Annotated in this window: 24 protein-coding genes and 1 pseudogene; 22 read left to right on the forward strand and 3 right to left on the reverse strand. The window is 44.5% G+C overall.

Annotation, left to right across the window (positions count from 1 at the left end):
* Nucleotides 1–27: 27 nt before the first annotated feature.
* The 17 genes from AC787_RS03105 to AC787_RS03185 all read left to right on the forward strand — a co-directional run bounded on the left by AC787_RS03105 (nucleotide 28) and on the right by AC787_RS03185 (nucleotide 18,456).
* On the forward strand, nucleotides 28–834 hold the full coding sequence (locus AC787_RS03105; RefSeq protein WP_054023449.1) for a metal ABC transporter ATP-binding protein: 807 nt from the start codon (nucleotides 28–30) through the stop codon (nucleotides 832–834).
* A gap of 3 nt (nucleotides 835–837) precedes the next feature.
* Nucleotides 838–1,779 (forward strand): metal ABC transporter permease, encoded by a 942-nt coding sequence (locus tag AC787_RS03110; protein ID WP_054023450.1) that lies wholly within the window; start codon nucleotides 838–840, stop codon nucleotides 1,777–1,779.
* Nucleotides 1,776–2,645: a metal ABC transporter permease gene (locus tag AC787_RS03115; RefSeq protein WP_054023451.1), complete on the forward strand. Its 870-nt coding sequence runs from the start codon at nucleotides 1,776–1,778 to the stop codon at nucleotides 2,643–2,645. The genes AC787_RS03110 and AC787_RS03115 overlap by 4 nt, the downstream gene beginning before the upstream one ends.
* Before the next feature lie 141 nt (nucleotides 2,646–2,786).
* On the forward strand, nucleotides 2,787–4,226 hold the full coding sequence (locus AC787_RS03120; protein ID WP_054023452.1) for an ABC transporter substrate-binding protein: 1,440 nt from the start codon (nucleotides 2,787–2,789) through the stop codon (nucleotides 4,224–4,226).
* Between the two features lie 188 nt (nucleotides 4,227–4,414).
* On the forward strand, nucleotides 4,415–5,167 hold the full coding sequence (locus AC787_RS03125) for a Cof-type HAD-IIB family hydrolase (RefSeq protein WP_082360610.1): 753 nt from the start codon (nucleotides 4,415–4,417) through the stop codon (nucleotides 5,165–5,167).
* Nucleotides 5,168–5,174: 7 nt separating this feature from the next.
* Entirely contained in the window at nucleotides 5,175–5,660 is a 486-nt protein-coding gene (locus AC787_RS03130; RefSeq protein WP_054023453.1) for a DUF456 domain-containing protein, read from the forward strand.
* A 27-nt stretch (nucleotides 5,661–5,687) separates the two neighbouring features.
* Nucleotides 5,688–6,413, forward strand: a complete 726-nt coding sequence (locus tag AC787_RS03135; protein WP_054023454.1) for a ThuA domain-containing protein — start codon at nucleotides 5,688–5,690, stop codon at nucleotides 6,411–6,413.
* A gap of 20 nt (nucleotides 6,414–6,433) precedes the next feature.
* A complete protein-coding gene (locus AC787_RS03140; RefSeq protein WP_054023455.1) occupies nucleotides 6,434–8,077 on the forward strand; it encodes a polysaccharide biosynthesis protein in 1,644 nt (547 codons plus the stop codon).
* Nucleotides 8,078–8,608: 531 nt separating this feature from the next.
* The gene (locus AC787_RS03145) at nucleotides 8,609–10,042 is read left to right on the forward strand and encodes an ABC transporter substrate-binding protein (protein WP_054023456.1); all 1,434 of its coding nucleotides are present in this window, start codon (nucleotides 8,609–8,611) and stop codon (nucleotides 10,040–10,042) included.
* A gap of 154 nt (nucleotides 10,043–10,196) precedes the next feature.
* Complete coding sequence (locus AC787_RS03150) at nucleotides 10,197–10,895, forward strand: response regulator transcription factor (protein ID WP_054023457.1); 699 nt, start codon at nucleotides 10,197–10,199, stop codon at nucleotides 10,893–10,895.
* 69 nt (nucleotides 10,896–10,964) lie between these two features.
* Nucleotides 10,965–12,338: a HAMP domain-containing sensor histidine kinase gene (locus AC787_RS03155; RefSeq protein ID WP_321166093.1), complete on the forward strand. Its 1,374-nt coding sequence runs from the start codon at nucleotides 10,965–10,967 to the stop codon at nucleotides 12,336–12,338.
* A 96-nt stretch (nucleotides 12,339–12,434) separates the two neighbouring features.
* Nucleotides 12,435–13,622: a polysaccharide deacetylase family protein gene (locus AC787_RS03160; protein WP_054023458.1), complete on the forward strand. Its 1,188-nt coding sequence runs from the start codon at nucleotides 12,435–12,437 to the stop codon at nucleotides 13,620–13,622.
* Between the two features lie 144 nt (nucleotides 13,623–13,766).
* The gene (locus AC787_RS03165; protein WP_054023459.1) at nucleotides 13,767–15,386 is read left to right on the forward strand and encodes a copper amine oxidase N-terminal domain-containing protein; all 1,620 of its coding nucleotides are present in this window, start codon (nucleotides 13,767–13,769) and stop codon (nucleotides 15,384–15,386) included.
* A gap of 55 nt (nucleotides 15,387–15,441) precedes the next feature.
* The gene (locus AC787_RS03170; RefSeq protein WP_054023460.1) at nucleotides 15,442–15,789 is read left to right on the forward strand and encodes a thioredoxin family protein; all 348 of its coding nucleotides are present in this window, start codon (nucleotides 15,442–15,444) and stop codon (nucleotides 15,787–15,789) included.
* A 158-nt stretch (nucleotides 15,790–15,947) separates the two neighbouring features.
* Nucleotides 15,948–16,877 carry a COX15/CtaA family protein gene (locus AC787_RS03175; protein WP_054023461.1) on the forward strand — a complete coding sequence of 310 codons (930 nt, stop codon included), beginning with the start codon at nucleotides 15,948–15,950 and terminating at the stop codon, nucleotides 16,875–16,877.
* 64 nt (nucleotides 16,878–16,941) lie between these two features.
* Nucleotides 16,942–17,655, forward strand: a complete 714-nt coding sequence (locus tag AC787_RS03180; protein WP_054023462.1) for a Cthe_2314 family HEPN domain-containing protein — start codon at nucleotides 16,942–16,944, stop codon at nucleotides 17,653–17,655.
* Between the two features lie 18 nt (nucleotides 17,656–17,673).
* Entirely contained in the window at nucleotides 17,674–18,456 is a 783-nt protein-coding gene (locus AC787_RS03185; RefSeq protein WP_054023463.1) for an SDR family oxidoreductase, read from the forward strand.
* Between the two features lie 118 nt (nucleotides 18,457–18,574).
* On the opposite strand, the pseudogene AC787_RS03190 reads toward AC787_RS03185, so the two are convergent.
* A pseudogene (locus AC787_RS03190) lies at nucleotides 18,575–18,784 on the reverse strand (NifU family protein); the annotation flags it as partial.
* A 121-nt stretch (nucleotides 18,785–18,905) separates the two neighbouring features.
* On the opposite strand from AC787_RS03190, the gene AC787_RS03195 reads away from it, so the two are divergent.
* Nucleotides 18,906–19,178 carry a YuzB family protein gene (locus AC787_RS03195; RefSeq protein ID WP_321166094.1) on the forward strand — a complete coding sequence of 91 codons (273 nt, stop codon included), beginning with the start codon at nucleotides 18,906–18,908 and terminating at the stop codon, nucleotides 19,176–19,178.
* A 9-nt stretch (nucleotides 19,179–19,187) separates the two neighbouring features.
* Here the strand turns inward: AC787_RS03195 and AC787_RS03200 are convergent, their stop codons facing one another.
* Both AC787_RS03200 and mqnE read right to left on the reverse strand, forming a co-directional pair.
* Nucleotides 19,188–20,255 (reverse strand): NAD(P)/FAD-dependent oxidoreductase, encoded by a 1,068-nt coding sequence (locus tag AC787_RS03200; RefSeq protein ID WP_054023464.1) that lies wholly within the window; start codon nucleotides 20,253–20,255, stop codon nucleotides 19,188–19,190.
* 62 nt (nucleotides 20,256–20,317) lie between these two features.
* Complete coding sequence (gene mqnE, locus AC787_RS03205; protein WP_054023465.1) at nucleotides 20,318–21,421, reverse strand: aminofutalosine synthase MqnE; 1,104 nt, start codon at nucleotides 21,419–21,421, stop codon at nucleotides 20,318–20,320.
* A 251-nt stretch (nucleotides 21,422–21,672) separates the two neighbouring features.
* On the opposite strand from mqnE, the gene erpA reads away from it, so the two are divergent.
* From erpA to AC787_RS03225, 4 genes are all read left to right on the forward strand, one after another.
* Nucleotides 21,673–22,035: an iron-sulfur cluster insertion protein ErpA gene (gene erpA, locus AC787_RS03210; protein ID WP_054023466.1), complete on the forward strand. Its 363-nt coding sequence runs from the start codon at nucleotides 21,673–21,675 to the stop codon at nucleotides 22,033–22,035.
* A gap of 121 nt (nucleotides 22,036–22,156) precedes the next feature.
* Complete coding sequence (locus AC787_RS03215) at nucleotides 22,157–22,546, forward strand: hypothetical protein (protein ID WP_054023467.1); 390 nt, start codon at nucleotides 22,157–22,159, stop codon at nucleotides 22,544–22,546.
* A 477-nt stretch (nucleotides 22,547–23,023) separates the two neighbouring features.
* Nucleotides 23,024–23,455 carry a GAF domain-containing protein gene (locus tag AC787_RS03220; RefSeq protein WP_054023468.1) on the forward strand — a complete coding sequence of 144 codons (432 nt, stop codon included), beginning with the start codon at nucleotides 23,024–23,026 and terminating at the stop codon, nucleotides 23,453–23,455.
* 119 nt (nucleotides 23,456–23,574) lie between these two features.
* On the forward strand, nucleotides 23,575–24,231 hold the full coding sequence (locus AC787_RS03225) for a response regulator transcription factor (protein ID WP_054023469.1): 657 nt from the start codon (nucleotides 23,575–23,577) through the stop codon (nucleotides 24,229–24,231).
* Nucleotides 24,232–24,234: the final 3 nt, after the last annotated feature.

A 24,234-nucleotide genomic window follows, 5' to 3' on the forward strand; every position in this document is an offset into this window, starting at 1 on the left:
AAAAGGCAAGGAAAGTGAGTGATAGATATGAACTATTCTCAAACTGCAGCCAAGCAAAATAGGAATCAACTTGCTCCGCTTACGATCAAGGGATTAAGTGTTGCTTATCAGAAGAAACCAGTGCTTCGGAACGTGTCGTTCGAAGTAACTGAGGGTGAGCTAGTCGGTGTAATCGGGCCCAATGGCGCCGGTAAATCGACATTGATGAAGGCGGCTCTTGGCCTCATACCGAGCATTAGCGGAGAAGTGCTAGTGTATGGGAAGTCCTATAAGCAGCAGCGGAAAATGATCGGTTATGTCCCGCAGCGAGAGTCGGTCGATTGGGATTTTCCGACGAATGCGCTTGATGTTGTACTCATGGGCCGTTATGGTCATTTAGGCTGGTTCCGTCGTCCAAGCGCGAAGGATAAGGCTATCGCGATGGAGTGCCTGAACAAGGTTGGTATGGCCGATTATGCGGGCAGACAAATCAGTCAGCTCTCTGGCGGACAGCAACAGCGTGTGTTCCTTGCACGCGCGCTGGCACAGGATGCAAAGCTGTACTTTATGGATGAACCGTTTGCAGGCGTAGACGCGGCTACAGAGAAAGCGATTATCACATTGCTACAGGAGCTGAAGCTGCAAGGGAAAACGGTCATCGTTGTCCATCATGATCTAGCGACCGTGCAAGATTATTTCGACTCCGTGCTGCTTCTGAATGTAGAGCTTCAGGCATTTGGCAAAACAGAGAAAACCTTTACACAGGAGCAATTACAACGTACTTACGGCGGCAGACTGGCCTTTCTTGATCGCAGCATGCAGTCTCCGTCACGTTTTGACGGAAAGGGTGAGTAATTCATGGATAGAATATGGACGATGCTGTCCGATCCGAATATGCAATGGATATTTCTCGGCTGTACGATGCTTGGCTTAAGCAGCGGAGTGATTGGTTGCTTCTCGTATCTTAGAAAACAAAGCTTAATGGGCGATACTTTAGCTCATGCAGCATTGCCAGGCATATGCATCGCATTTATGCTTACTGGCGTTAAATCAATTGGACTATTTCTCATTGGAGCTGGCATAGCTGGCCTTATTGCAACGTTTGGCATTGGATACATTACTCGAAACTCCAAGCTTAAGCAGGATGCGGCGATGGGGATCGTATTGTCAGGATTTTTTGGCCTCGGTATCGTGCTGCTCACACTAATTCAGCATGGCAGCTATGGCAATCAAGCTGGCTTGGATAAGTTTTTGTTCGGGCAGGCGGCTTCAATGATTGCATCTGACGTTATAACGATGACAGTCGTATGTGTGTCTCTTATTACGGTGTGCACGCTGCTCTTTAAGCAGTTTAAAATTATTTCTTTTGATCCCGGGTTTGCTAGAGGCATCGGGTATCCAGTTGCCTTTCTTGAGCAGCTGCTCATGCTTCTGATCGTAGTCGCTGTCGTAGCAGGCATACAGGCGGTAGGTGTCGTACTGGTAGCTGCATTGCTGATTACGCCGGCTGTATCAGCTAGATACTGGACGGATCGCCTTGGGCTCATGGTTGTATTGTCAGGCATATTCGGTGCAATCAGCGGCGCAGCAGGCACTTGGATTAGTGCTTCGGTATCTAATTTGCCTACGGGTCCCGTAACGGTGCTTGCTGCCACACTTCTCTTCTGCATTTCAATACTATTTGGTCCGCAGCGCGGATTACTAGCAAAACGACTGCTTCGCCAAAAAGTGAAGCAGCGCTTCAATCGTGACACAGAGCCGCTTCTCGAGGGCCATGTGAAGAAGGAGGCGGCTTTATGAGCGACTTCTGGATTTTGCTTACGGGTGCTCTAGTAGCAAGCTGCTGCGGCATTCTTGGCGTATTTCTCGTGCTTCGCAAAATGGCGATGATCGGTGATGCCATTAGCCACTCTGTCATGCCCGGCATCGTTATTGCTTTTCTGCTTAGCGGATCGCGGGATTCGCTGCTCATGATGTTCGCTGCTCTATTATGCGGGTTGCTGACGACCTTCCTCATTCAAATGTTTCAGCAAAGCGGCATACAATCCGATGCCTCGATCGGGGTCGTGTTCACTGCTCTTTTTGCAATTGGCGTCGTTCTCGTAAGTTTGTATGCTCGTCAGGTGCATTTGGACCAGGATGCGATTTTGTACGGTGAGATTGCATATGTACACTGGAATATTTGGGAGCTTGGCGGCGTAAATATGGGACCGAAGGCCGTATGGCTGCTTGGCACAACACTCCTTATTATTACGTCCGTCATCGGTTTATTTTATAAGCAATTCAAGTTATGCGCGTTTGATCCAGCCCTTGCGGCGGCAATCGGCATACCTGTAGCGGTCTTTCATTATTTATTAATGGGTCTCGTCTCTATGGCTACAGTCAGCTCCTTTGAGAGCGTAGGAGCCATACTCGTTGTAGGCTTGCTCATTATTCCGGCATCCACCGCTTATTTATTGACCGATCGGCTCGGCCTCATGATCGTTTTAAGTGTTGCAGTCGGCATAGCAAGCACGTTCATTGGTTATGGCGCCGCTGTTCTATTAGATGCTTCAATCGCAGGCTGTATGGTTTGCGCAGCTTCATTATTGTTCGTTATCGCTTTTTTGTTCTCGCCATCGCATGGCATTGTAATCAAAAAGCTGCGGTTAAGAAAATTAGCATAATAATCCTAAAAAGCATCCGATATGGATGCTTTTTTCATATTTATTTCAAGAAAAGGTGTATTACTGCAACTTTTATCCAAAAAGAATCGTAATGTAATTGGTACATATTAGGAGGAAAATGAAGAGGAGAGAGAATTGAAGATGAAAGTGCTTTCGAAATTTGTGATACCGATCGTAATCATTGCATTAATGGTAACTGGTTGCAGCTTTGGGGGAGACAAAAACGAAAAGGAAACGGAACAGACTGCATTGAAGGTTATGTATTATGATGAGGGATCTTTCTTTCAGGAATACGGTATGGTTTTCTCCGCATTATTTCCAAATGTTGAAATTGATGTCGTAGAGAACCAGAAAATGTATCAAGGTGACAATAAGGATATGGATGCTGCACTGGCAAAGTTCATTGAGGAAGAGCAGCCTGACATACTGATGCTGGATACCGAACAATACAAGAAGCTGGCGCTAGATGGCAAGCTGTATGATCTTGATGCAATAATGGAGAAGGAAAAGTATGAAGCCGAGGGACTCATTCCCGGCATGCTTGATTATTTGAGAGAGCTGGGCGGCGGTCAAGTATTCGGCATGACTCCAAGCTTTTATAGTCAGGTTCTTTTCTACAATAAGGACTTATTTGAAAAATACCAAATCGAGCTTCCCAAAGATCGCATGAGCTGGAACGAAACGATCCAATTGGCACGCCGCTTCCCAACAGAAGGGGATGTGAAGGAACGGGTATATGGGCTGAAAATGGGCTATGGTGAAGATCTGTTTGAAGTGGCCAGCATGTTTGCTGCATCCGAAAATGTTAACTATGTAAATGCTGCACAAAAGCAAATGACGATCAATACGGATTCGTGGAAAATGGCATTCCAGCAAGCAATCGATGCTGTGGATTCGAACGCGCTATTTTTTGAAAGCATGAACAATCAAGAGTCCAATATGTCACAAACCTATGAGGATTATTTGTTAAGAGATCCGTTCATATCTGGACGTTTGGCGATGACGATCTCCGATACCAACTATATTAATCAAATCAAGCAAGCATCTGAATATGAAAAAGTAAAAGATAAAGTCGTCAAAAACTGGGATATTGTCACCGTGCCTGTCGGTGAGCAAAATCCGGACCAATCCAATATGATGTCTTTCAACAACATATTTGCCATTAGAACGGACTCTCCGAATAAGGACGTTGCATGGAAATTTCTTAGTTATGTGACTAGCGATGATTTTGCGAGAGTGAAAGCGAAGTCGAACAATTATAATGGCATGCCAGTACGCACCAAATATATTACGGATACAGAAGGACGTAATTTTGCAGCATTTTATAATTTAAAACCGAGCACTTTTAATAGTTATAAGGATTTTGATAAGCTGCCGCAAAGCTTCTGGGGCGATTTTAGAGGAGCTGCAAAAACGGAACTTGACAAGGTGAAGAAAAAGGAACAGGAACTGGATGCAGCGCTTGATATTTTACAAGTTAAAGGCCAGGAAATGCTGTTGAAGGAAGATCCTGTGCCAACTGAAGGAGCAGCAACCTCGGAAAGCGGTGGAGCTTCATCTTCGGTTGTAACTACGGAGTAAGTAAGGAAATGTGTAAAGGATAGGAGCATGCTTACGCGAACAAGCGGAGGCTGCTCCTTTTTTTCTAATCAATCATAAGCAATTCGCGTTTTTTAGAACGACTTTCATTTGGAATCTGTCGTAAATGTGCTAAAATAATTTACTAGTTAGGTAACATCATTGTACGGCATTTATGAGGAGGCACAATATTGGGAGATTATAAATTGCTTGCGCTTGATATGGACGGAACATTGTTGAATGAGCAGAGTGAAATCAGTACGGAAAATGCGGAATGGATTCAAAAAGCGCTTGATGCTGGAGTCATTGTCAGCTTCTCAACAGGAAGAGGTTTTCGCAGTGCGTTGCCTTATGCAGAGCAATTGAAGCTGGAGACACCTATGATTACAGTAAACGGCAGCGAGATATGGCATCGTCCGCATGTGCTGCATAAACGCACGCATCTAAGCCACGTATACGTACAAAGGCTGCATGAGCTTGCTCTCGCACATGGCGAGCCGTGGTTCTGGGCTTATACAGCCGATGAAGTTTTCAATAAAGAAAAATGGATTACGCCTGCTGATGATTATGCTTCGCATCATTGGTTGAAATTCGGCTATTACACAGAGGATGACAGCATTAGAGAGAAGCTGCTCGCTGAGGTGCAAAGCTGGGGGGCGCTTGAGATCACGAATTCATCGCCGTCGAATTTGGAGCTTAATCCGCTCGGCGTATCCAAGGCAAGCGCTCTTCAAGAGCTTTGCGGCTTGCTTAACATCGAAATGTCGCAAGTCATCGCCGTTGGCGATAGCTTGAACGATATTGCGGCGATTCGCGAAGCCGGCTTAGGCGTAGCGATGGGAAATGCGCAAGAAGCGGTCAAGGAAGCCGCAGACTTCATCACCTTTACGAATAACGAGCATGGAGTCGCAGAGGTGATTAAACGTTACCTTCTGAAGGGATGAGAAACGTATGGATATTTTGGGTTGGACATTAGTTGTTCTATTATTTGTAGTGGGGATGGCAGGAGCTGTTTATCCTATTCTTCCGGGAGCTCTTGCCATTTATGGCGCGTTTTTCGTCTATGGATTATTTTTCTCGTTTAGTGAATTTGGTTTTTGGTTCTGGTTCATCCAAACGGTAATCGTGATCGTGCTGTTTGTCGCTGATTATGCGGTTAGCGCTTGGGGAGTCAAGCGATTTGGAGGCTCACGAGCCTCAGTGATCGGCAGTACAATTGGCCTTATCTTCGGTCCCTTCGTCATTCCAGCACTGGGTCTCATAATCGGTCCTTTTGTCGGTGCCGTAATTGGTGAGATGATTATTGGAACACGTTATGATAAAGCGCTCAAGGTTGGTTTGGGTTCGGTAGTAGGGTTGTTTTCCAGCGTTGTCGTGAAGATTATTTTGCAGCTGGCAATGATCGTGTTGTTTGTACTTTGGCTTGTCTTTAATTAAATAAATGAATAAAAGGTGGATCGTTCAATGATAAAAGTAACCGTATGGAATGAGTTTTTGCATGAGAAGATTCACGAGGAAGTCAAAAATGTATATCCAGATGGCATTCATCAAGCGTTAGCCAAAGGGATTGCAAGCGGCGATATAGAAGTGGCAACAGCAACGCTTGAGGAGCCAGAGCATGGCCTTACAGAGGAGCGCCTAGCCAATACGGATGTTCTAATATGGTGGGGACATATGGGGCATGACCAGGTAGATGACGCCATCGTAGACCGCGTTCAGCAGCGTGTACTTGCAGGTATGGGCTTAATCGTGCTTCACTCCGGTCACTTCTCAAAAATTTTCAAGAAACTAATGGGCACAGGCTGTGATTTGAAATGGCGCGAAGCGGGCGAGAAGGAAAGAATTTGGGTCGTAAATCCAGCGCATCCGATTGCAGCTGGCTTGCCTGAATACATTACGCTTGAGCATGAGGAAATGTATGGCGAGCACTTTGATATCCCGGCGCCGGACGAGCTTGTCTTCGTGAGCTGGTTTGAAGGCGGAGAGGTGTTCCGCAGCGGCTGCACATTTAATCGCGGCCAAGGCAAAATCTTTTATTTCCGTCCGGGACATGAGACATATCCAACCTACTATAACCCGCAAGTTTTGCAAGTGATTCAGAATGGCGTACGCTGGGCAGCTCCATCCTATGCAGCAGTGCCTGTTCGCGGCAATCATCAGCCACTGGAGCCAATTGGCAATAAAGGATAGGGAGACTTTGACAGACCATTATGCTAAAAAAAGACTCATTAATTAAAGGCACAATAATACTGGCAGCCGCAGCTTTAGTCGTCCGGTTTCTCGGCTTGTTCCAGCGGATTCCGCTCGAATATATGCTGGGAGCTGCCGGACAGGCGGCATTTAACTCAGCGAATACGATCTACTTATTGCTGCTAACGATTGCTACGGGCGGTATACCGCTATCAATTAGTAGAATGATTTCACAGCGGTATGCACTTGGCAGGCCCGATGAAGCTAAGCGGATTTATCGAGCGGCACTAATGTTTGGAGCAGTGACAGGGATATTGCTTGCCACTGCGATGTTTGTTTTTGCACCAGCTTATGAACGGTTCTCGAAGGTGCCGGATGCTGCGTTATCGCTGCAGGCTATAGCGCCTGCGCTGCTGCTGTTTCCGATTATTGCGATGATGCGAGGTTATTTCCAAGGCAGACAGATCATGTCAGCTGGCGGTATTTCTCAAATCATGGAACAAATTTTGCGGCTCATCGGCGGAATCGGACTAGCGCTAATCGTGCTTGGCTGGGGCTGGGGAGATAAATATGGTGCTGCAGCCATTGCCTTCGGCTCCGTGCTTGGAAGTATAGGCGCATTCTCGGTTATGATGTGGTTTTGGCGGAAGCTGAAAAAACAGGATCAATCAGAGCTAGCGAAATCAGCTGTCACAGGCAAGGATAAGTCAGTAAAATCGACCTCCAACCTGCCTTATCGAACCATATATAAAGAAATATTCGGCACTTCCATTCCTGCAGTCGTAACGGCTATGACTGTACAGCTTTTATACTTTTTTGATATCACTATATTTATGAGATTGACGCAGTCTTTCTACAATGAGAATTCGGCAACAAAAGCATTGGCAGATTACTCCACGAAGGCGATGGGAATAGCAGGTATCCCTCCAATTCTGGCAATTGCGCTCGGCGCTTCAATTATTCCGATCATTTCATCGGCATTTGCTTTGAATAATATGAAGGAAGTACAGCGTCAGTCGTCGCTCGTCATGCGAATTGTATTGTTTACCGGCGTACCGGTTGCGCTGCTGCTGGCTGTGGCATCCTATTCTGTTACGGGACTCTTATTTACGACTCCGAGCGGCAGCGGTACAGTTGCCATGCTTACAGCAGGAGCGATTTTTCAAATAACGATGATGATTTCCAATTCGATTCTGTATGGGCTAAACAAGCCAAAACTGCCTATGAACCATACGTTTATTGGGTTAGCGCTTAAAGTGCTGTTCAGTCTAGCGCTCGCGCCTGTGCTCGGCGTATATGGATTCATTATTGGATCATCCATTTGTTTTATTGTCATTACGTATCTGAATTTAAGAAGCATTAACAAGGACGTTAACTTGAACGTTCTTGGCGGCAAATGGATAGCCTATATGATCGCAATCGCTGTACCTGCTCTCGCAGGCTGGGGCGCTGAGTACGGGGTGCTGGCTATAACGGGTGCATGGGCGGATAAGCTGTCCTATTTCTTAGCAGCTGCTGTTGCATCCGCTGTTGTAGGCGGACTTTATCTCATTTTGCTCGCAGCGCTCCGTGTCGTAACACCGGAGGATGTACGTTCGTTCCCTGGGCCGCTGCGCAAAATACTAGGTCTCGTTTTAAAGCCCTTTTACAAAAAAGCCGTATAAGCATAAGCTTTAGAGGAAAAAAGGACACAGCCCTTAAGAGGGATTGTGTCCTTTTTTTCTGCTTATTTATAATCTCCCAGAAACGCAGCTGCGGCAGGTTTTTTGAAGCGAAAAATGATGGGTATAGCAGCTGCCGCCACCTACATTGCATTTCGTACAATAGAATCCGCTTTGGAGTGAGCTGCACATTGCTACGTTGCAGTTTTTACAGTAGAAATCATTAATTCCGGCAAGTTAATCATTCTTAAGGGAGTTTCTACTGCATAACTGCAATGCAGCTCCTCACTTCGTGCTTCATTTCAGGTTTCTGTTGCGGTTTCTGCAATGCAGGTTATCGGAGCTTATGAGCTGCTATAGATGATATTCGAAATGGGGTGCCCCTGCAGCGCACAGCACATTGTAAAACTTAAGGATTTATTAAGCTAATTTTAAGAAGCAATAGAGATAATTAGTAAGTTTCTTCCTCTAAACTATCTATTAGCAGGATAGGGATACATATTAGGGGTAAGTGGAGAGGGAGAGAAACGAAAGATGAAAGTAATATCAAAATTGTTCATACCGTTAGTTGTTTTTGCATTATTGGTAACAGGCTGCAGCTTTGGAGGGGACAATAATGATATGAATAAAAATAAGCAGTCGACTCTAAAAGTCATGTATTACGATGAAGGTTCGTTCTTTCAAGACTATGGCATGGTGTTCTCGGCATTATATCCAAAAGTAGAAATTGAAGTTGTAAGCAATCAATCGATTTATAGCGGAGAACCAGCAGATTATGATGCTGCATTTAATACATTTATTGAAGAAGAGCAGCCAGATATTGTAATGCTTGACCCTGAGAAATTTAAACAATGGGCAGTCGATGGCAAGCTTTATGATCTTGAAGCATTTATGGAGAAGGGAAAATACGAAACGGAGGGATTGATCCCTGGTATGCTTGATTATTTGAGAGAGCTGGGCGGCGGCAAAGTGTATGGCTTGTCTCCGGGCTTCTTCAGCCAGGTTCTTTACTATAACAAGGATTTATTTGAAAAATACCAAGTTGAGCCTCCAACGAGTCGGATGAGCTGGAATGAAACGTTGCAATTGGCGCGACGCTTCCCGGCCGAAGGTGATGTTAAGGAGCGGGTATACGGTTTAAAGATGGGGTATCGCGAGGATTTATTTGATATGGCCAGTATGTTTGCGGAGTCTGAGAAAGTTAGTTATGTAAATGCTGCAAAAAAACAAATGACAATTCATACGGATTCATGGCAAGCTGCATTCCAGCAGGCATTGGACGCTGAGGAATCGAATGCGATCTATTTTGAACGATTAAATAACCAGGATGGAGCTATGTCGCAAACCTATGAGGACTATTTGTTATCTGATCCTTTCATTTCTGGCAGATTAGCGATGACCCTGCAAGATACAAACTATATTAACCAAATTAAGCAAGCAAGCGACTATCCATCACTAAAAGAGAAGGTTGTGAAAAATTGGGATGTTGTGACGGCTCCTGTTGGACAGCTGAGTCCTGATGAATCGAATTTTATGTCTTTCAATATGCTGTTTGCGATTCGAGCGGAATCTCCGAACAAAGATGTCGCATGGGGTTTTCTTAACTATGTGACAAGCGATGATTTTGCGAGAGTGAAATCGAAGTCGAACAATTACAATGGCTTGCCAGTTCGCACGAAATATATAACAAATGCTGAAGGACATAATTATGCGGCATTTTATGAATTAAAGCCAAGTACATTTAATAGCTACAAGGATCATGATAAGCTGCCTGACAGCTTCTATGAGGAATTCATAACAGCTGTTAAGGAAGAAATGAAAAAGGTGAAGGAAGACAAACAAGATCTAAACGCGGCACTTGGTATTTTGCAGGTTAAAGGTCAAGAAATGCTTGCGAAAGAAGATCCCGCGCCACCGGATGGAGCAGCTGCCGGAGAAAGCAATGAAAAAACGTCAACGACTGAGTAAGGGAATCATATAATCATCGGGAGCTTGCTTACGCGTTCAAGCGAAGTCTGCTCCTTTTTTATTTTCTTCAGCAGTTGCATAACATACATAAATGAACCAACGGATACAGATCATGTTATATTTAAATGGAGCACAAGCAGGAGGGAGTACAAGCATGACTAGAGAAACCATTCTAATGGTAGACGACGAGAAAGAAATTTTAAGTCTTATGGAAATTTATTTTAAAAATGAAGGGTTTACGATGTTAAAGGCATCTAATGGACTTGAAGCTCTGGAGAAGCTGAATAATCATAAAGTGGACCTCATTATTCTCGATGTGATGATGCCTGTAATGGACGGGCTTGAGGCATGTATGAAAATTCGGGAGCAAAACCATATTCCGATTATTATGCTGTCTGCTAAAACACAGGATATCGATAAAATATCGGGTTTAAGCTTAGGGGCAGACGAATATGTAACCAAGCCATTTAGCCCTTTGGTATTGCTTGCGAGCGTCAAATCGCATATTCGCAGGGCGAAGCAATTTCATTCGAAGGCGATTCATAATGACAATGAAATCATCATTGATGATCTCATTATAAATACGGCAACACACACTGTAACCGTTGATCGACAGGAAATTAAGCTGACGCCTCGTGAATTTTCCATTCTTAACTTGCTGGCCATCAATCGCGGTATTGTCCTTAGCATGGACAAAATTTATGAGAGCGCTTGGAACGAGCCTTTTATGGAATCCAAAAACACGGTAATGGTGCACATCCGTAAAATCCGAGAAAAAATCGAGAAGGACACCCAAAATCCCAAATTCATAAAAACAGTTTGGGGGATTGGCTATAAAATGGATGCGCTATAACCTGAGTGTGGGCATCGTCTTCCTTAACCGATTTACTTGCAAAACCTCTCAAATAAAGGTGTTGAAATCATGAAGAACAAGTACAAATTCAATATAAAGGCAGCTGCTGCAAGTGTTGGAGCAGCATTGCTGTTTGCTGTTATTGGTCGGATGCTTCTATGGTTTATGTTATACATTCCTCCATACGACAAGTCGATCAAGTGGGCAATAGAGAATATAGGCTCCACCCCTATAGTAACTGCTGCGGCCATCTTCATCTTTGTGATCAGCTACAGAAAGCTTGACCAGCGTGACTTGAAACGAGATCAAGACGGAAAAAACAGTGGGGGAAGTGAAAATAAAAAGAGCTATAAGTTTTTCCGTACGATTCGATTATCCTTTATCCTCGCTTTCTTACAAAGCTTGGGTCTTATGTTATGCTTCGTTATTGCGGGACATTTGCTTGCCTATGTGCTCATAGAATACACATCGTATGATCGAACATTGATTTGGATCGTAAATAATATCGGTTCTACCCCTGTCATTGCGATTTTCGGCTGCTTGCTGTTTCTTGCTCTATTTTTCTGGACGAGTAGGAACATGATTATGTATTTAAAGGAAATACGCTATGGACTGCAGCAGCTGGGAGCTGGGAAGCTTGATTATGTCATTCCAGTCAAAGCGGCAGATGAGCTTGGGGAAATTGCAAGCAGCATAAATGTATTAGGCGAGCAGTTCAATCAGCTCCTGCAGGATGAGCGAAATGCCGAGAAGTCAAAAAATGATTTAATTACTGGTGTATCGCATGATTTGCGCACACCGCTTACTTCTATATTAGGGTTTCTTGAATTGATTGATCAGGATCGCTATCAGGATGAGGTAGAGCTTCGATATTTCGTAAACATCGCTTATGAGAAATCGAAGCACTTGAAACGATTGATCGATGATCTGTTTGAATATACGAAGTTAAACAATGGCATGCCGCTAGAGCTTTCTGAATTAGATATTGTAGGATTCGCCTTGCAGCTTGCAGAGGAATTTGTTCCAAGCCTTGAGAAAGCAAAGATGAGCTGCAATATTCTAACCAAAGAAAGCACATTGTTCATTATGGCAGACGGGGACCTGCTCGCACGCGCCTACGATAATTTAATGACGAACGCCATTCAATATGGCAGCTCAGGCAAGATTATTGATTTGCAAATAGAGAATAGACAGGATAGGGCTGTCATTCGAATCATTAATTATGGCGAGCAAATTCCGGCCCAAGATGTTCCTTTTATTTTTGACCGCTTCTACCGTGTTGATCGATCAAGATCTACAGAGTCGGGGTCGGGAGGGACAGGCCTTGGACTCGCGATTACTAAAAGTATTATCGAAGCGCAAAATGGACGGATATCGGTTAGCAGCACCGCTAAGGAGACGATCTTCGAAATGAGCTTCCCATTAGCGCAGCAAAAAACTTAAGAATTCTTTAAGCATATGTTAAGCGGCAATAAACGCAGTCGATAAGATCCTTCCTCTAAACTATCCATTAGTTGGGTAGCCAAGGAGGAAAACAAAATGGATCAAAAGAAACAAACAGCGCTCGCAATCGTAATTGCCGTCGCCATGATGGTTGGATGGCTGCTTACAGGATGTTCGAATGAGAACGAGGTAAGCGACATTCAATTTATCGTAAATGGTACAAAGCTAGAGGGTAAAGCGCCTGCGATGATTCAAAATGACAGGCTTATGGTGTCGGAGCAATATTTGGAGACAGCGTTTGATACACAGTTAGAATTGTTTAGTGTACCTTCCAAAAAAGAGAATGTTTATTATTCAGAGCAGGTCGCTGTTCTTATGTATCATGATATAGCAATAAAACCTGAGTCTGATGGAATTATTGCTGTAGAGCGATTTAAAAAGCAGATGCAGCTCGTGAAGCAGAATGGTTTTCAAGTGATCAGTATCAAACAGTACGTAAACTTTATGCAAGGGAAAGGCAGCGTGCCCGACAATGCGTTGTTGATTACATTTGATGACGGGTACGAAAGCTTTTATAAGCTTGCTTATCCTATTTTGAAGGAATACGGTTACCCTGCTGTTAACTTTGTTATCGTCTCGACGATTGATGATCGTACAAAGCCAGGAACGCCTAAGCTGACTTGGGATCAGATGAGGGAAATGCAGCAAGCTGGGATGAGCTTTATGAGCCACACCTTTGACATGCATCATTATGGCGTAGTGAATGAACACGGGAATGAAGCACCGGTCATGTCCAAACTGAGTTATGATAAAGATAAGAAAAAGATGGAAACGAACGAGGAGTATGTGCAGCGGTTGAGTAATGATCTGTTTAAGGCAGAAGAAAGACTGCGGAGCGAGCTCGGCAATACGGTGAGTGCGCTTGCTTTCCCATACGGTGCCTATAATGAAACTATATTGGAGCTGACAGAAGCGGCAGGAATATCGGTAACGTTTACGACGAAAGAAGGCATCAACTCCAAGTTCCATCGCACGGGCTACCGAATAAATGGGGCAAGAGCAGGTGAAACCGAAGATGCTCTTTTCCATAAGCTGAAGGGAAAGGGAAATCATTCTGCCAAGCTGCTTATAGATGGAAAAGAAGTCACTGGCATAAATTTCTCGGAAAAGTCTGGTGCTCACATGCGGATGATTTCTTTACGTGACTTTGGCGATTATTATGATTGGAAAATCAAATGGCATCATGAGAAAAAACAAGTGGAAATCAAAACAAAACAGTCGTAATTATCGATTGTAAAAAGACTTGTAAATTCGACAAAACTAGTGCTTTCCATACATTTACAATAAATAGAGTCTCCTGTACAATGAGTAGAGTTTGTGAATAACGAAGATCTACTTAATATGTTCGATGATAAAGGAGACGAGTGGATGAAATTATTTTTTGCAAGACCAAGCAAGTTATTGATCCTTTTATTAGCCTTAACACTTATTTTCGTTGCAGGTTGTCAAGCTGTTTCTAATCTTGATTTTAATACGGCTCTCAAAAATTCGCTCAAAGTTACATCAAGTGAAAGCAAGCAATCTTTAGAATTTAAGCTGCTGCTTGATGAAGCAGCCTATGAAGGTGCACCTGAAGAAGAAATGGCGATTATGAAGCTGGTGTCTAATATGAAGCTTCAGCTAGATCATGTTAAAGCTCAGGACAGCTCGCATATATCCTTGGACGGCAGTCTTGTTTTTGGAGAAACGGCAAGCATTAAGTTCGCTTTGAAAATGTCCGATAAGCTTGCGGTGCTGGAGCTTGAAGGAGCGAAGCATCCTTTTGTTCTTGACCTGACGAGTGAGAGTCTCCTTGGATTAGCGGGTGTGTCAGACTTGACTGGATTGCCAGCTGGAGCAGCGTCTGCTGAAACACCGGCGCTTGACGAAGCGGCGTTAACGGCGCTTGGCCACCAGATGCTTGATACAATCGGCTCATATGTCATACATAACCTGCCGAATCCGGAACGAATTGAAGTGAAACCTGTAAATGAGTCGATTAACGGTTCACCGACTTCATTGATGAAGGTGCATATTGACCTCGATGGTCCTGAAATTTGGGCATGGGTGAAAAAATATGTCGATGCTCTCGTTGCTGATCGTGCTGGTTTAGATAAAATGGTAGCGGGCGTGCTTACGATTCTTCAAAGCAATCCGGATGTATGGGCAGCCGCGGGTACGATTAACCCATTTGAAGGCAGCGGATTAGATGCTGAGGATCCGAAGGAAGTAATCAAGGAGGCGACAGATGCTATCGCTCTTCTGTTAACAGAATTGCAAGGTGAGCTGAAGCTGCTTGAGGAAGAGCAAAAAGAAACATTAGATGAAATATTCACCAAGGACTTAACGATCAAAGCAGATGTTTACGTAGATAATAAACTTGATATTCGGAAGCAAGCTTATGAGCTTTCATACATGCCTACGATTGATTTGGAATATGGCGTATTGCCGATTAAAGGGTTAACAATCAAAGTAGAGAGCGAATCGTGGAATGTGAACGGCACTGTAAAAGCAGATGCGCCTGTAGCATCCAAAACGGATATCCCTGTCGAGAAGCTGTTTGGCATGCAAGGTTATCAAGTGTTGAAGCAGTTTGATGAGAAATCATTGATTTATGATCTGTTGAAAAATAAAATGCATATCGGCAAGCAAAACATCACTTGGTATCCTTCTGATTATTATAATCCTGTTATTTTGACTGCCGATCACATTACTATTATTCCGCTTCGCGATACGGTTGAGGAGCTAGGGGCTACTCTTACGTACGACAAAACAACAAAAAGCTTAAAGGTGTATGATGAGGCTACAAATACGACAATTGTTATGAAGAACGGCAGTGACACCGCTGTTGTTAACGGGAAAAACGTGAAATGGTCCTTCCCGGTAACGGTTATTAATGGAACGACCTACGTTTCGGCACGTAATTTGGCTTCTGCATTAAAAGCAAAGATTGGCTGGACCGATATGGGCGAGGACATGAGAATATTTACACTAGATCGGGAAGTCTAAGCAAGAACTAGAACATACGTGAACATTAAATTTAAGCGATGTGTAGAGGTGCATAATGAAAAAGTTAACGACTGACAAGGCTTTCCGGGAAGCAGTTGCAAGCGAAGGACTCACCATAGCTGTATTTAAGACAACTTGGTGCAAGGACTGCCATTTTATCGATCCATTTATGCCGGATTTAGAACGTCATTATGAGGGCAAGGTCACTTTCATCGAGCTTGATCGTGATGATCTTCCTGATCTTTGCTCCGAACTGAACATACTAGGTATACCGAGCTTTATCGCTTTCCGTGAAAGCAAGGAGCTTGTTAGATTCGTTAGCAAGCTGCGCAAATCACGCGAGGAAATCGAGGAATTCGTCGATCGTGCCATCCAAGTCAGCGATGCGCTGACTCATAAGTAACCGTTAGTCCGCGTATGGAGGGAAAGCATTCCCTCTGCGCGGGCTTTCCTTTTTTATTATGCTTCTACTCGGAAGTGTCACATTTTCAACATGGCTTTTGCCTTTTTTTATGGCTATAATTGAACTGTTATTAAAACATGAAATAAGGTGATTTTATTATGGTAACCGGGCGTTTTCGCGCGTTAGCTATCGCTGCGTGCATCGGAATGCTTCTTGTACTGCTCGGCGGGGCATTAGTGACGAATACGGATTCAGGACGAGGCTGCGGTGATGACTGGCCTTTGTGTCATGGCAAATTTATACCTGCTTATACGATCGAATCCATGATTGAATATTCACATCGGCTTGTAACGGGCTTTGAAGGTCTTCTTGTTCTCGCTACTGCTGTTGCAATGTTCCGTAAATTTAAACAAAACCGAAAAGGCTTTAAGGAGCCATTGTTTTACGCAGGTGGCGCATTGCTATTCACCATTATCCAGGCGCTAATGGGAGCCGCCGCCGTAATGTGGCCTCAATCTCCGCCTATTATGGCCATACATTTCGGTATTTCATTAATCGCTTTTGCTGCGACATTGTTGTTAGTGATTTGGACGTTTAGAGCGAAAAACGGACCACCAGCGGAGTTTAAAGTACCGCGTTCTATTTTTCCTCGTGTACTGCTCACATCTATTTTTTGTTACGTTGTTGTATACTTAGGAGCATTCATTCGGCATACGGAGTCTGGCGGGGGCTGCCTAGGCTGGCCGCTTTGTAATGGGGAAGTTATTCCGGAGATTAGCGGTGCAACGGGAGCGGTGTTTATCCACCGTGTGGCTGCCTTGCTGCTTGGTATTAGCCTTGCAGGATTGTTCCTTCATATTCGCAAGGTTAGCCATGGCGGAGCCGGATTAACGAAGCCTGCTGCTTGGACGCTTGGACTTGTCATTACTCAAATTTTCAGCGGTGCACTGCTGACAGCAACCATATCGAACTCGGAGTGGTTTCTATTCACCAACTTATTGCATAATTTAATTGTTACCGGATTGTTCGGCATATTAATGGATATATTAATTCGTTCATGGCGACTAAGGGAAGGGCGTAACGGATAGTTTAATTAAGTAGAGGCCTCTGAGTCAGCTGAAGGCATGTTAATGAAGAAGGGACTGTTCGATTATGCTGCGTTTCCTGTTTGATGAACCCTTGAGAGAAGCGGAAGGAACCCTTGCAGAAACGTACCGTTTTATGGATCAGTTCGTCTCCATTTTGTCCCAAAAAATGTCTGAGGGCGGAGATAACGTTCAAAAGCTTCGCAAATATGAGATTTGGACGCTTGGTCTCCGTTCTTCTTTGGACGAGCTGGAGCAAAGCCACTATGTCGCACTTCATTTTCAACATAAAATTACTTCCTCATCGCTCAAACAAATGACAGATGAGGAACGTATCCATTATAATCGTTATATCTACTTTGATAAAAACGCTTTTATCCGTGTCTTTTCCTTGCTGGATAAACTTGGAACACTCCTTAATGAACTGCTGGATATGAGAACAGAGCGGATCAAACCGCATTTTTCTTACTTCACAGTTTTACGCAATATGCGGGAGAAGAAAGCGCATCCGGGGCTTACTTGGAAGCTGAACGATGTGAAGGAGAAATACAAGGAATCCACGACAAGGATGCGTAAGCGCAGAAACACCGAAATTCATTATATGAATTCGGAAATGCAAGATGATCTTATTCAAAGCAGTCGTATGTACGGCGAAGAGATCAAGTTGGAAAATGTAGCAGAGCAATCCGCTGATTTGACGCAGGGTCTATATCTGGCGATGGAATCACTGCTGCTCACGTATCAATACGCATGCGGATTGATGCGAAACAAGCAACCATAATCCCGAGGGGGGAAACTCGTGGGGCTCAAAGGCAAAACAGCATTAGTAACAGGTAGCGCGAAAGGACTCGGTAAACGAACGGCGCTCCAGCTTGCCGAGCAAGGCTGCAATGTTGTCATTAACTACTACGAGAGCGAGCTTGAAGCACAGCAGGTAAAGGCACAGATCGAGCAGTTAGGCGTTAAGGCAATTACAGTGCAGGCCGATATTGCAACGACTGAGGGCGTGGAGAGGCTTGCTGACGAGGCTGAGCGCTCGTTTGGCGGCGTTGATATATTAGTCAACAATGCCGGTCCATTTGTCCGCAAGCGGCGTCTGTTCAGTGAATATGATGAAGCGACAATCATTAGACTGCTCCATGGTAATTTATTAGGTGTCATGCTGCTGGATCATCGCCTGCTGCCGGGCATGCGAGAGCGGAAATGGGGGCGTATCGTCCATTTTGGCTTTGGTCATGCAGGAGAGGCGAGAGCTTGGCCGCATCGGGCGGTATATGCAGCGGCGAAGACGGGACTTGTATCGTTTACGAAGTCATTAGCTGTCGAAGAGGCGCCGCATGGCATTACGGTCAATTTAATTGGACCTGGAGATATTCGGGGCGATAATAAGGAACGATCTATTGCCGAGGTAGAGGAAGACTACGATAAAGAATCGCCGATCGGTCGCCCGGGTTCGGGTGAGGATGTAGCGCGCGTGGTGCTGTTTCTATGTGATCGGCAGTCGAACTTCTTGACCGGCAATGTCATCGACGTCACTGGTGGCTTTGATCCGATCGTTGCTAATATTAAAGGAATGTTTTGATCGCATATGATTAAAAAAAAGAGTCTTATCGTTAAGCATCGGAGCTAGCTCCGATGCTGTCGATAAGACTCTTCATCATTTGTCATGCCTTGAGCAATCATGATTCGTTCTTATATTTTTAGAATACTTGAACGACTTCGATTACACCTTCAACTTCTTCGAGAAGTGCACGTTCGATACCCGCTTTAAGCGTGATCGTCGAGCTTGGGCAGCTTCCGCATGCACCCATTAGGCGAAGCTTGATGATGCCGCCTTCGACATCGACGAGCTCAACATCGCCGCCGTCGCGCTGCAAAAACGGACGAAGCTTATCGAGTACGTCCAATACTTCATCGTACATTGTGTCTTGTACTTGTTCACTCATTGCAATCATCTCCTTTCTCCCCTATTATAGTACAAAGTGAAGCAATTGAAAATGGATAGTAACTTAGTAAAGTTAGGTGAGGCAATTGTTTAAAACAATGATTGAATTTTGTGCCAGTAATATGCATCACGGCACTGATCGTATAATGAACTTATTTGAGCAAAATGATGAATACGAAGTAACCGAATATGGTTGCTTAGGCAACTGCGGCGAATGTTATTTAAACCCATTCGCGTTAGTTGAAGGTCAAATCGTATCAGCAGAATCGGTAGACGAGCTGTACGATAATATTTTAAAAGCGATTGAGCAGCAAAAGGCAGATCAAGATGCGCTGGATAAGCTGCTCGACGATTTGTAATCGAATGGACTAGCCGAGGTGGCGCTTAGACCGCCAGAGCACTCCACTCTTAACAAGGCGAGGCACACGACCCATGATCGCGGTTCCGCCCATCAAGCCGAAGCCGCTTTTTTTGCCAAGGGAACCGAGAACGCCTTTAAGCTTGATTTTGCCAAGGCGTGGTGTCTTATCATGCCAGATCGCCTGCAGTACCTCGGCAATTTGCTTGCCTTGGGCACCTGCGGCTTGACCGCTTGGCGATAGCGGCAGCGCCGCACAGTCACCAACGATAAATACATCGGTATGATCCGGCAATTGATGATATTCATTAATGATAAGTCTGCCTTGATTATCCTTCGGCAATTCCATGCGTTGTACGAGTGGTACAGGCTGTATGCCTGCCGTCCATACCGTTACGTCTGTATAAATAGGGGTTGGTGAGTTGCCGTCATACAAAATGCCGCCTTCGACCTTAGTAAGCCCGACATGACCGCGCATTTCAACTTGATGTTCTTCGAACCATTCTGCTACAAAGGCTTGAAGCTTGCTTGGGAAAGCAGAAAGCACCTTTGGCCCACGATCCAAAATACGAATGTTAAGGTCGGGACGACTCTCGCGCAGCTCGGCTGCAACTTCAACACCGCTTAGCCCGCCGCCAACGATGGATATTTGGCCATAAGGTTTAACGTCGTTTAGTTGAGCATAAGTTTGTCTAGCAGCGGAGAAGGTCTGAATGCTGGTCGAATATTGCTCAGCGCCTTCAATCCCATGATATTTATCCGTACAGCCAAGGCCGATAACAAGCCATTCATATTCAATCGATTCCTGACCCTCGATATGAACAAGCTTCAGCTCCATATCCACATCGGTGACCTCGCCGTAAGCGAGCGAAATTCTCGGATCAACCGGAAATTTAACGCGAAGCTCCAAGTCGGAAACCGTTCCGGCTGCAAGCGCGTAATATTCCGTCTTCAAGCCTTGAAAAGGCATGCGGTCAATCAGGACTATGGAAACATCGATTGGCAGCTGTTTTTCCAAGAGCTCGTTAGCTATGGCAAGACCGCCATAACCTCCACCCAAAATAATAAGTTTTCTCATATGATTTCCAACTCCACGCTTCTTGATGATGATCTATTTTGTGCTATCGTGTTGTAGATTACTCACTCGTAAACTTTAATTTCGTTGTAGAACGTATCGCGCTCAACTGGAATCCGTCCTGCACCCTTAATCAGCCAAATGAGGTCCTCGCGTGTGATGCCTTCAGGAGTTAGGGCACCTGCAGCATGGCTAATTTTTTCCTTCACGATCGTGCCATGCGCATCGGATGCGCCCATCGTCAATGCCACTTGTGTAAGCTGTACGCCAATGTTAATAAAGTAAGCTTTAATATGCTGGAAGTTGTCTAACATCAAACGGCTGATTGCAATCGTCTTAAGATCCTCAAAAGCGGAATTGCGTCTGCGAATGCCAGCTCTTGGATTAATCGGCTGCATGGAAAGCGGAATAAATACCTGGAAGCCGTTCGTTTCATCTTGAAGATCACGAATATGCATCATATGGCGGATGCGATCTTCTTTGGTTTCAATTGAACCATATAGCATCGTTGTGTGCGTGCGCAGGCCAAGCTCGTGAGCTGTTCGGTGGACCTGCAAATATTGGGTAACATCGGCTTTATCCACACGCATTTTTTTGCGGTAATGATCAGATAATATTTCAGCGCCTCCGCCTGTAAGTGACTTCAGGCCTGCTTTCATCAGCTCCTCAAGCACCTCGCGGTAAGTTAAGCCGCTGATCCGAGAGAAGAAGTCGATCTCCGCTGCGGTATAAGCTTTAAGGGTAACTTCGGGATAACGTTCGTTCAATGCTTTCAGAGAGTCCACATAGTATTGGAATGGAACATTCGGATTATGACCGCCTACGATATGAAATTCTCGAACGCCTGGGTGGAAATGCTGCTCCACATATTCAATCATTTGCGGGCCGCTAAGCGTGTAGGAGCCTTCTTCGCCTTCATCCTTACGGAAGTTGCAAAATGCACAATGGGCTTCACATACGTTCGTAAAATAAAGACTCATGTTCTCGATAAAATAAACCTTTTTGCCATTTTTGCGCATGGCAACTTCATTCGCAAGCTGTCCAATTGTAAGCAGGTCATCTGATTGATATAAGAAAACACCATCTTCAAGCGTTAAACGCTGCCCATGACGCACTTTTTCAATAATGTGCTGCATCTTTGAATCCTCTGTCGGTATTATAACGTTCATGGCTAAGCCTCCCTGATTTAAGTAGATTGTGAAAAAAATAACTTTCTTTTCCGATTAAAGAAGCTGTAACTATTATAAACCTCATACGTAACAGGGGCAATAAGAAAAGTAATGGGAATGGGATGAATTGTAAAAAATGTTTGTAGGCATGCTTCTATTGAGCAACTGAACAAAGTGGAGTATACTACAAATAAGTAAGTGAACAGCAAACAGCAATTGAAATGAATTATGGATAAACGGAGGGATGTAGCATGATCACAATTAGTGATACAGCATCTGACAAAATAAAAGAAATGCTTGCTGAAGAGGGCGGACCCGAGCTGTTTTTGCGTATTGGCGTAAAAGAAGGCGGCTGCAGTGGTTTCTCTTATGGCATGGGCTTTGACGATGAAGAGCATGAAGGCGATAAAGCTCTTGATATGGAAGGTCTTAAGGTAGTTGTAGATGGCGACAGCATCAAATACTTAAACGGTCTCGTCATCGATTTCAAGGAATCGGCAATGGGCGGCGGCTTTACGATTGAGAACCCTAATGCAAGTGCAACTTGTGGCTGTGGTTCGTCGTTCCGCACGGCGAAAGATGCAGGTAAACCAGCTGCAGCAGGCGAGTGCTAATAACTAGCGATGTATGGTATCTTCCGAAATGCGTATGAACTTCATACGCTTTCCGGAAGTTTTTTTTGTTGTCGGTTTGGCTTTAAGTCTATAAATCGATCATCTTGGGGGATAACAGCGCATGAAATTTATTCGTGATTATAGACAGTTTATTGAGGTAGGTTGTACATCATGCAATAGAAAGCATACGGTTCAAACAGATAACTATACGATTTCCTCACAAGGCTACACATTCCATTCACCGATCAAGTGTTCTTGTGGTCATATGGCGAGTATTGCTGAAAAAGACAAGAGAACATGGACAATAAAAACCGAAAAAAATGAATTGATGAAAAGAAATAAAGCAACGACCATTAAATTAATGCTAGTGATTGGTTTTACCATCGTATTTTTTGCAGGCGAAATGTTCTTTGTGCTGAACAAACAAGAAGCGGAGCAGAAAAGCGCTCAGCATGAAGCTGAAAAAGAAACATCAAGCCTATTTGCTAATCATGAGAACTTCGAATATTAAACGGATGAACGCGGTCATCAAAAAAAAAATTTGAAACAAGTATAAGGTTATCAAAAATTGTGCATATTAGATTTGACGGTGTGAAGAGAGGTGTGGTTCCATTGGACCATTTGGTGCTAGGGCTACAGGAGGAACTTATTTAATCACTTAGCTTTTATGAAAGCGAGGGGTTGTGTCGCAGAGCATATCTGAACACACACGCTTACAACAATCCATTAAAACGGAATGTGTACAAGCGGTGCCCAAGTAATCTTAACAATGTGAAGTGTTAGATGTGAAGAGACTCGAACGATCAAACACCGTCGAAAGAGGAGCCTGTAACAGGGCTCCTTTTTTCTATGCCAAAATAACGAAACATTCTAGTGCTATGACCGTTTGGATGGTTATAATTCAGGGAATTCCCTGACATACAAAGCATCAGCATAGCTTTATAATAAAGTTCAAAGATTGCTTGTATTTCCTGAAGGAGGAATGAGGATGAAGACGATAGAAGCGGAAATCGCTGCTTACATCGAGCGATTGAAGAGGGAGACAGGCAGCGATTTCGCTATACTCGGCTTGATCGATACGGGCAAACGTAAGCTGCGCTGGTCGAAGGCGTCAGGCAGTATAAGTGAGCGCACACCTCTTGTTGAGCAGAAGTCGACAGCGGGTTTGTCTGGTACCGCGATACGCTCTGGCAGAACCGCAAGCACGAGTGCGGCAATGACCGATACGGTGCGGTTCAAGCTTGGAGAGCCGATTCTTTTGACGGAGCAACTGCGAATTGCTGCGAGTGTGCCTATCGTAACACGAAAAGGCATTTGTGGCGTGCTGCTGATAGGAAGACGCTCCGAACAAATTTATGTTGCAGATGAGCTTGAGAAAGCCTCGCACATCACAGTAGAGCTGGCATCGATGCTTGTTTAGCGATGGATTTTTTTGACTGCAAATGCCATTCGCAGATTAATGTAAGCTATAATAGTTAAGATAAGATAAATGTTGGAATCATATAGAACTCTGAATCATTACAGCGAGGGGAGAACAAGATGATTAAGCTGCTTATTTGTGATGATCATGCAATGGTCAGATCGGGTTTAGCGATGCTGCTGCACGGCAAGCATGACATCGAGGTTGTGGGCGAAGCCTCGGAAGGGGACGAGGCGATTCAGATGGCACAGCAATTAGTGCCGGATGTCGTATTGATGGACCTGAGTATGCCGCATGGCAAAGACGGCATGACAGCAACGACGGAGCTGAAGAAGTTGCTTCCTGAGACGGCTGTTCTTATTCTGACGATGCATGACGATGACGAATATTTGTTCCGAGCGATTCATATCGGAGCATCAGGCTATATTTTGAAAAATGCGCCTCATGATGAGCTCATAACGGCTATCCAGTCGGTAGCGCAAGGAAATGCATATCTCTATCCGACCGCTACAAAGCGGCTAATGAGCGAATACCTTGTCAAGCTGAAGCAAGGCGGAGAGGATAACAGCCCTTATAACACGCTATCTGAGCGTGAAAAGGAAATACTGGGCTGGATCGCCAAAGGGTATTCGAATAAGGAAATAGCGGAAAGTTTAATTATAAGCGTAAAGACTGTTGAGACCCACAAAAGCCATGTCATGGATAAGCTCGGGCTTAGAACGAGGCCGGAGCTCATTAAGTTTGCGCTTGAGAAGGGACTGCTGCATTTTGATTAAACA

Source organism: Bacillus sp. FJAT-28004 (assembly GCF_001280845.1).
Lineage (GTDB): Bacteria > Bacillota > Bacilli > Paenibacillales > Paenibacillaceae > Pristimantibacillus.

Coding starts and splice junctions, on each gene's coding strand:
- AC787_RS03105 (WP_054023449.1), top strand. CDS start 28: ATGAACTATTCTCAAACTGCAGCCAAGCAAAATAGGAATCAACTTGCT.
- AC787_RS03110 (WP_054023450.1), top strand. CDS start 838: ATGGATAGAATATGGACGATGCTGTCCGATCCGAATATGCAATGGATA.
- AC787_RS03115 (WP_054023451.1), top strand. CDS start 1,776: ATGAGCGACTTCTGGATTTTGCTTACGGGTGCTCTAGTAGCAAGCTGC.
- AC787_RS03120 (WP_054023452.1), top strand. CDS start 2,787: ATGAAAGTGCTTTCGAAATTTGTGATACCGATCGTAATCATTGCATTA.
- AC787_RS03130 (WP_054023453.1), top strand. CDS start 5,175: ATGGATATTTTGGGTTGGACATTAGTTGTTCTATTATTTGTAGTGGGG.
- AC787_RS03135 (WP_054023454.1), top strand. CDS start 5,688: ATGATAAAAGTAACCGTATGGAATGAGTTTTTGCATGAGAAGATTCAC.
- AC787_RS03140 (WP_054023455.1), top strand. CDS start 6,434: ATGCTAAAAAAAGACTCATTAATTAAAGGCACAATAATACTGGCAGCC.
- AC787_RS03145 (WP_054023456.1), top strand. CDS start 8,609: ATGAAAGTAATATCAAAATTGTTCATACCGTTAGTTGTTTTTGCATTA.
- AC787_RS03150 (WP_054023457.1), top strand. CDS start 10,197: ATGACTAGAGAAACCATTCTAATGGTAGACGACGAGAAAGAAATTTTA.
- AC787_RS03155 (WP_321166093.1), top strand. CDS start 10,965: ATGAAGAACAAGTACAAATTCAATATAAAGGCAGCTGCTGCAAGTGTT.
- AC787_RS03160 (WP_054023458.1), top strand. CDS start 12,435: ATGGATCAAAAGAAACAAACAGCGCTCGCAATCGTAATTGCCGTCGCC.
- AC787_RS03165 (WP_054023459.1), top strand. CDS start 13,767: ATGAAATTATTTTTTGCAAGACCAAGCAAGTTATTGATCCTTTTATTA.
- AC787_RS03170 (WP_054023460.1), top strand. CDS start 15,442: ATGAAAAAGTTAACGACTGACAAGGCTTTCCGGGAAGCAGTTGCAAGC.
- AC787_RS03175 (WP_054023461.1), top strand. CDS start 15,948: ATGGTAACCGGGCGTTTTCGCGCGTTAGCTATCGCTGCGTGCATCGGA.
- AC787_RS03180 (WP_054023462.1), top strand. CDS start 16,942: ATGCTGCGTTTCCTGTTTGATGAACCCTTGAGAGAAGCGGAAGGAACC.
- AC787_RS03200 (WP_054023464.1), bottom strand. CDS start 20,255: ATGAGAAAACTTATTATTTTGGGTGGAGGTTATGGCGGTCTTGCCATA.
- mqnE (WP_054023465.1), bottom strand. CDS start 21,421: ATGAACGTTATAATACCGACAGAGGATTCAAAGATGCAGCACATTATT.
- erpA (WP_054023466.1), top strand. CDS start 21,673: ATGATCACAATTAGTGATACAGCATCTGACAAAATAAAAGAAATGCTT.
- AC787_RS03215 (WP_054023467.1), top strand. CDS start 22,157: ATGAAATTTATTCGTGATTATAGACAGTTTATTGAGGTAGGTTGTACA.
- AC787_RS03220 (WP_054023468.1), top strand. CDS start 23,024: ATGAAGACGATAGAAGCGGAAATCGCTGCTTACATCGAGCGATTGAAG.
- AC787_RS03225 (WP_054023469.1), top strand. CDS start 23,575: ATGATTAAGCTGCTTATTTGTGATGATCATGCAATGGTCAGATCGGGT.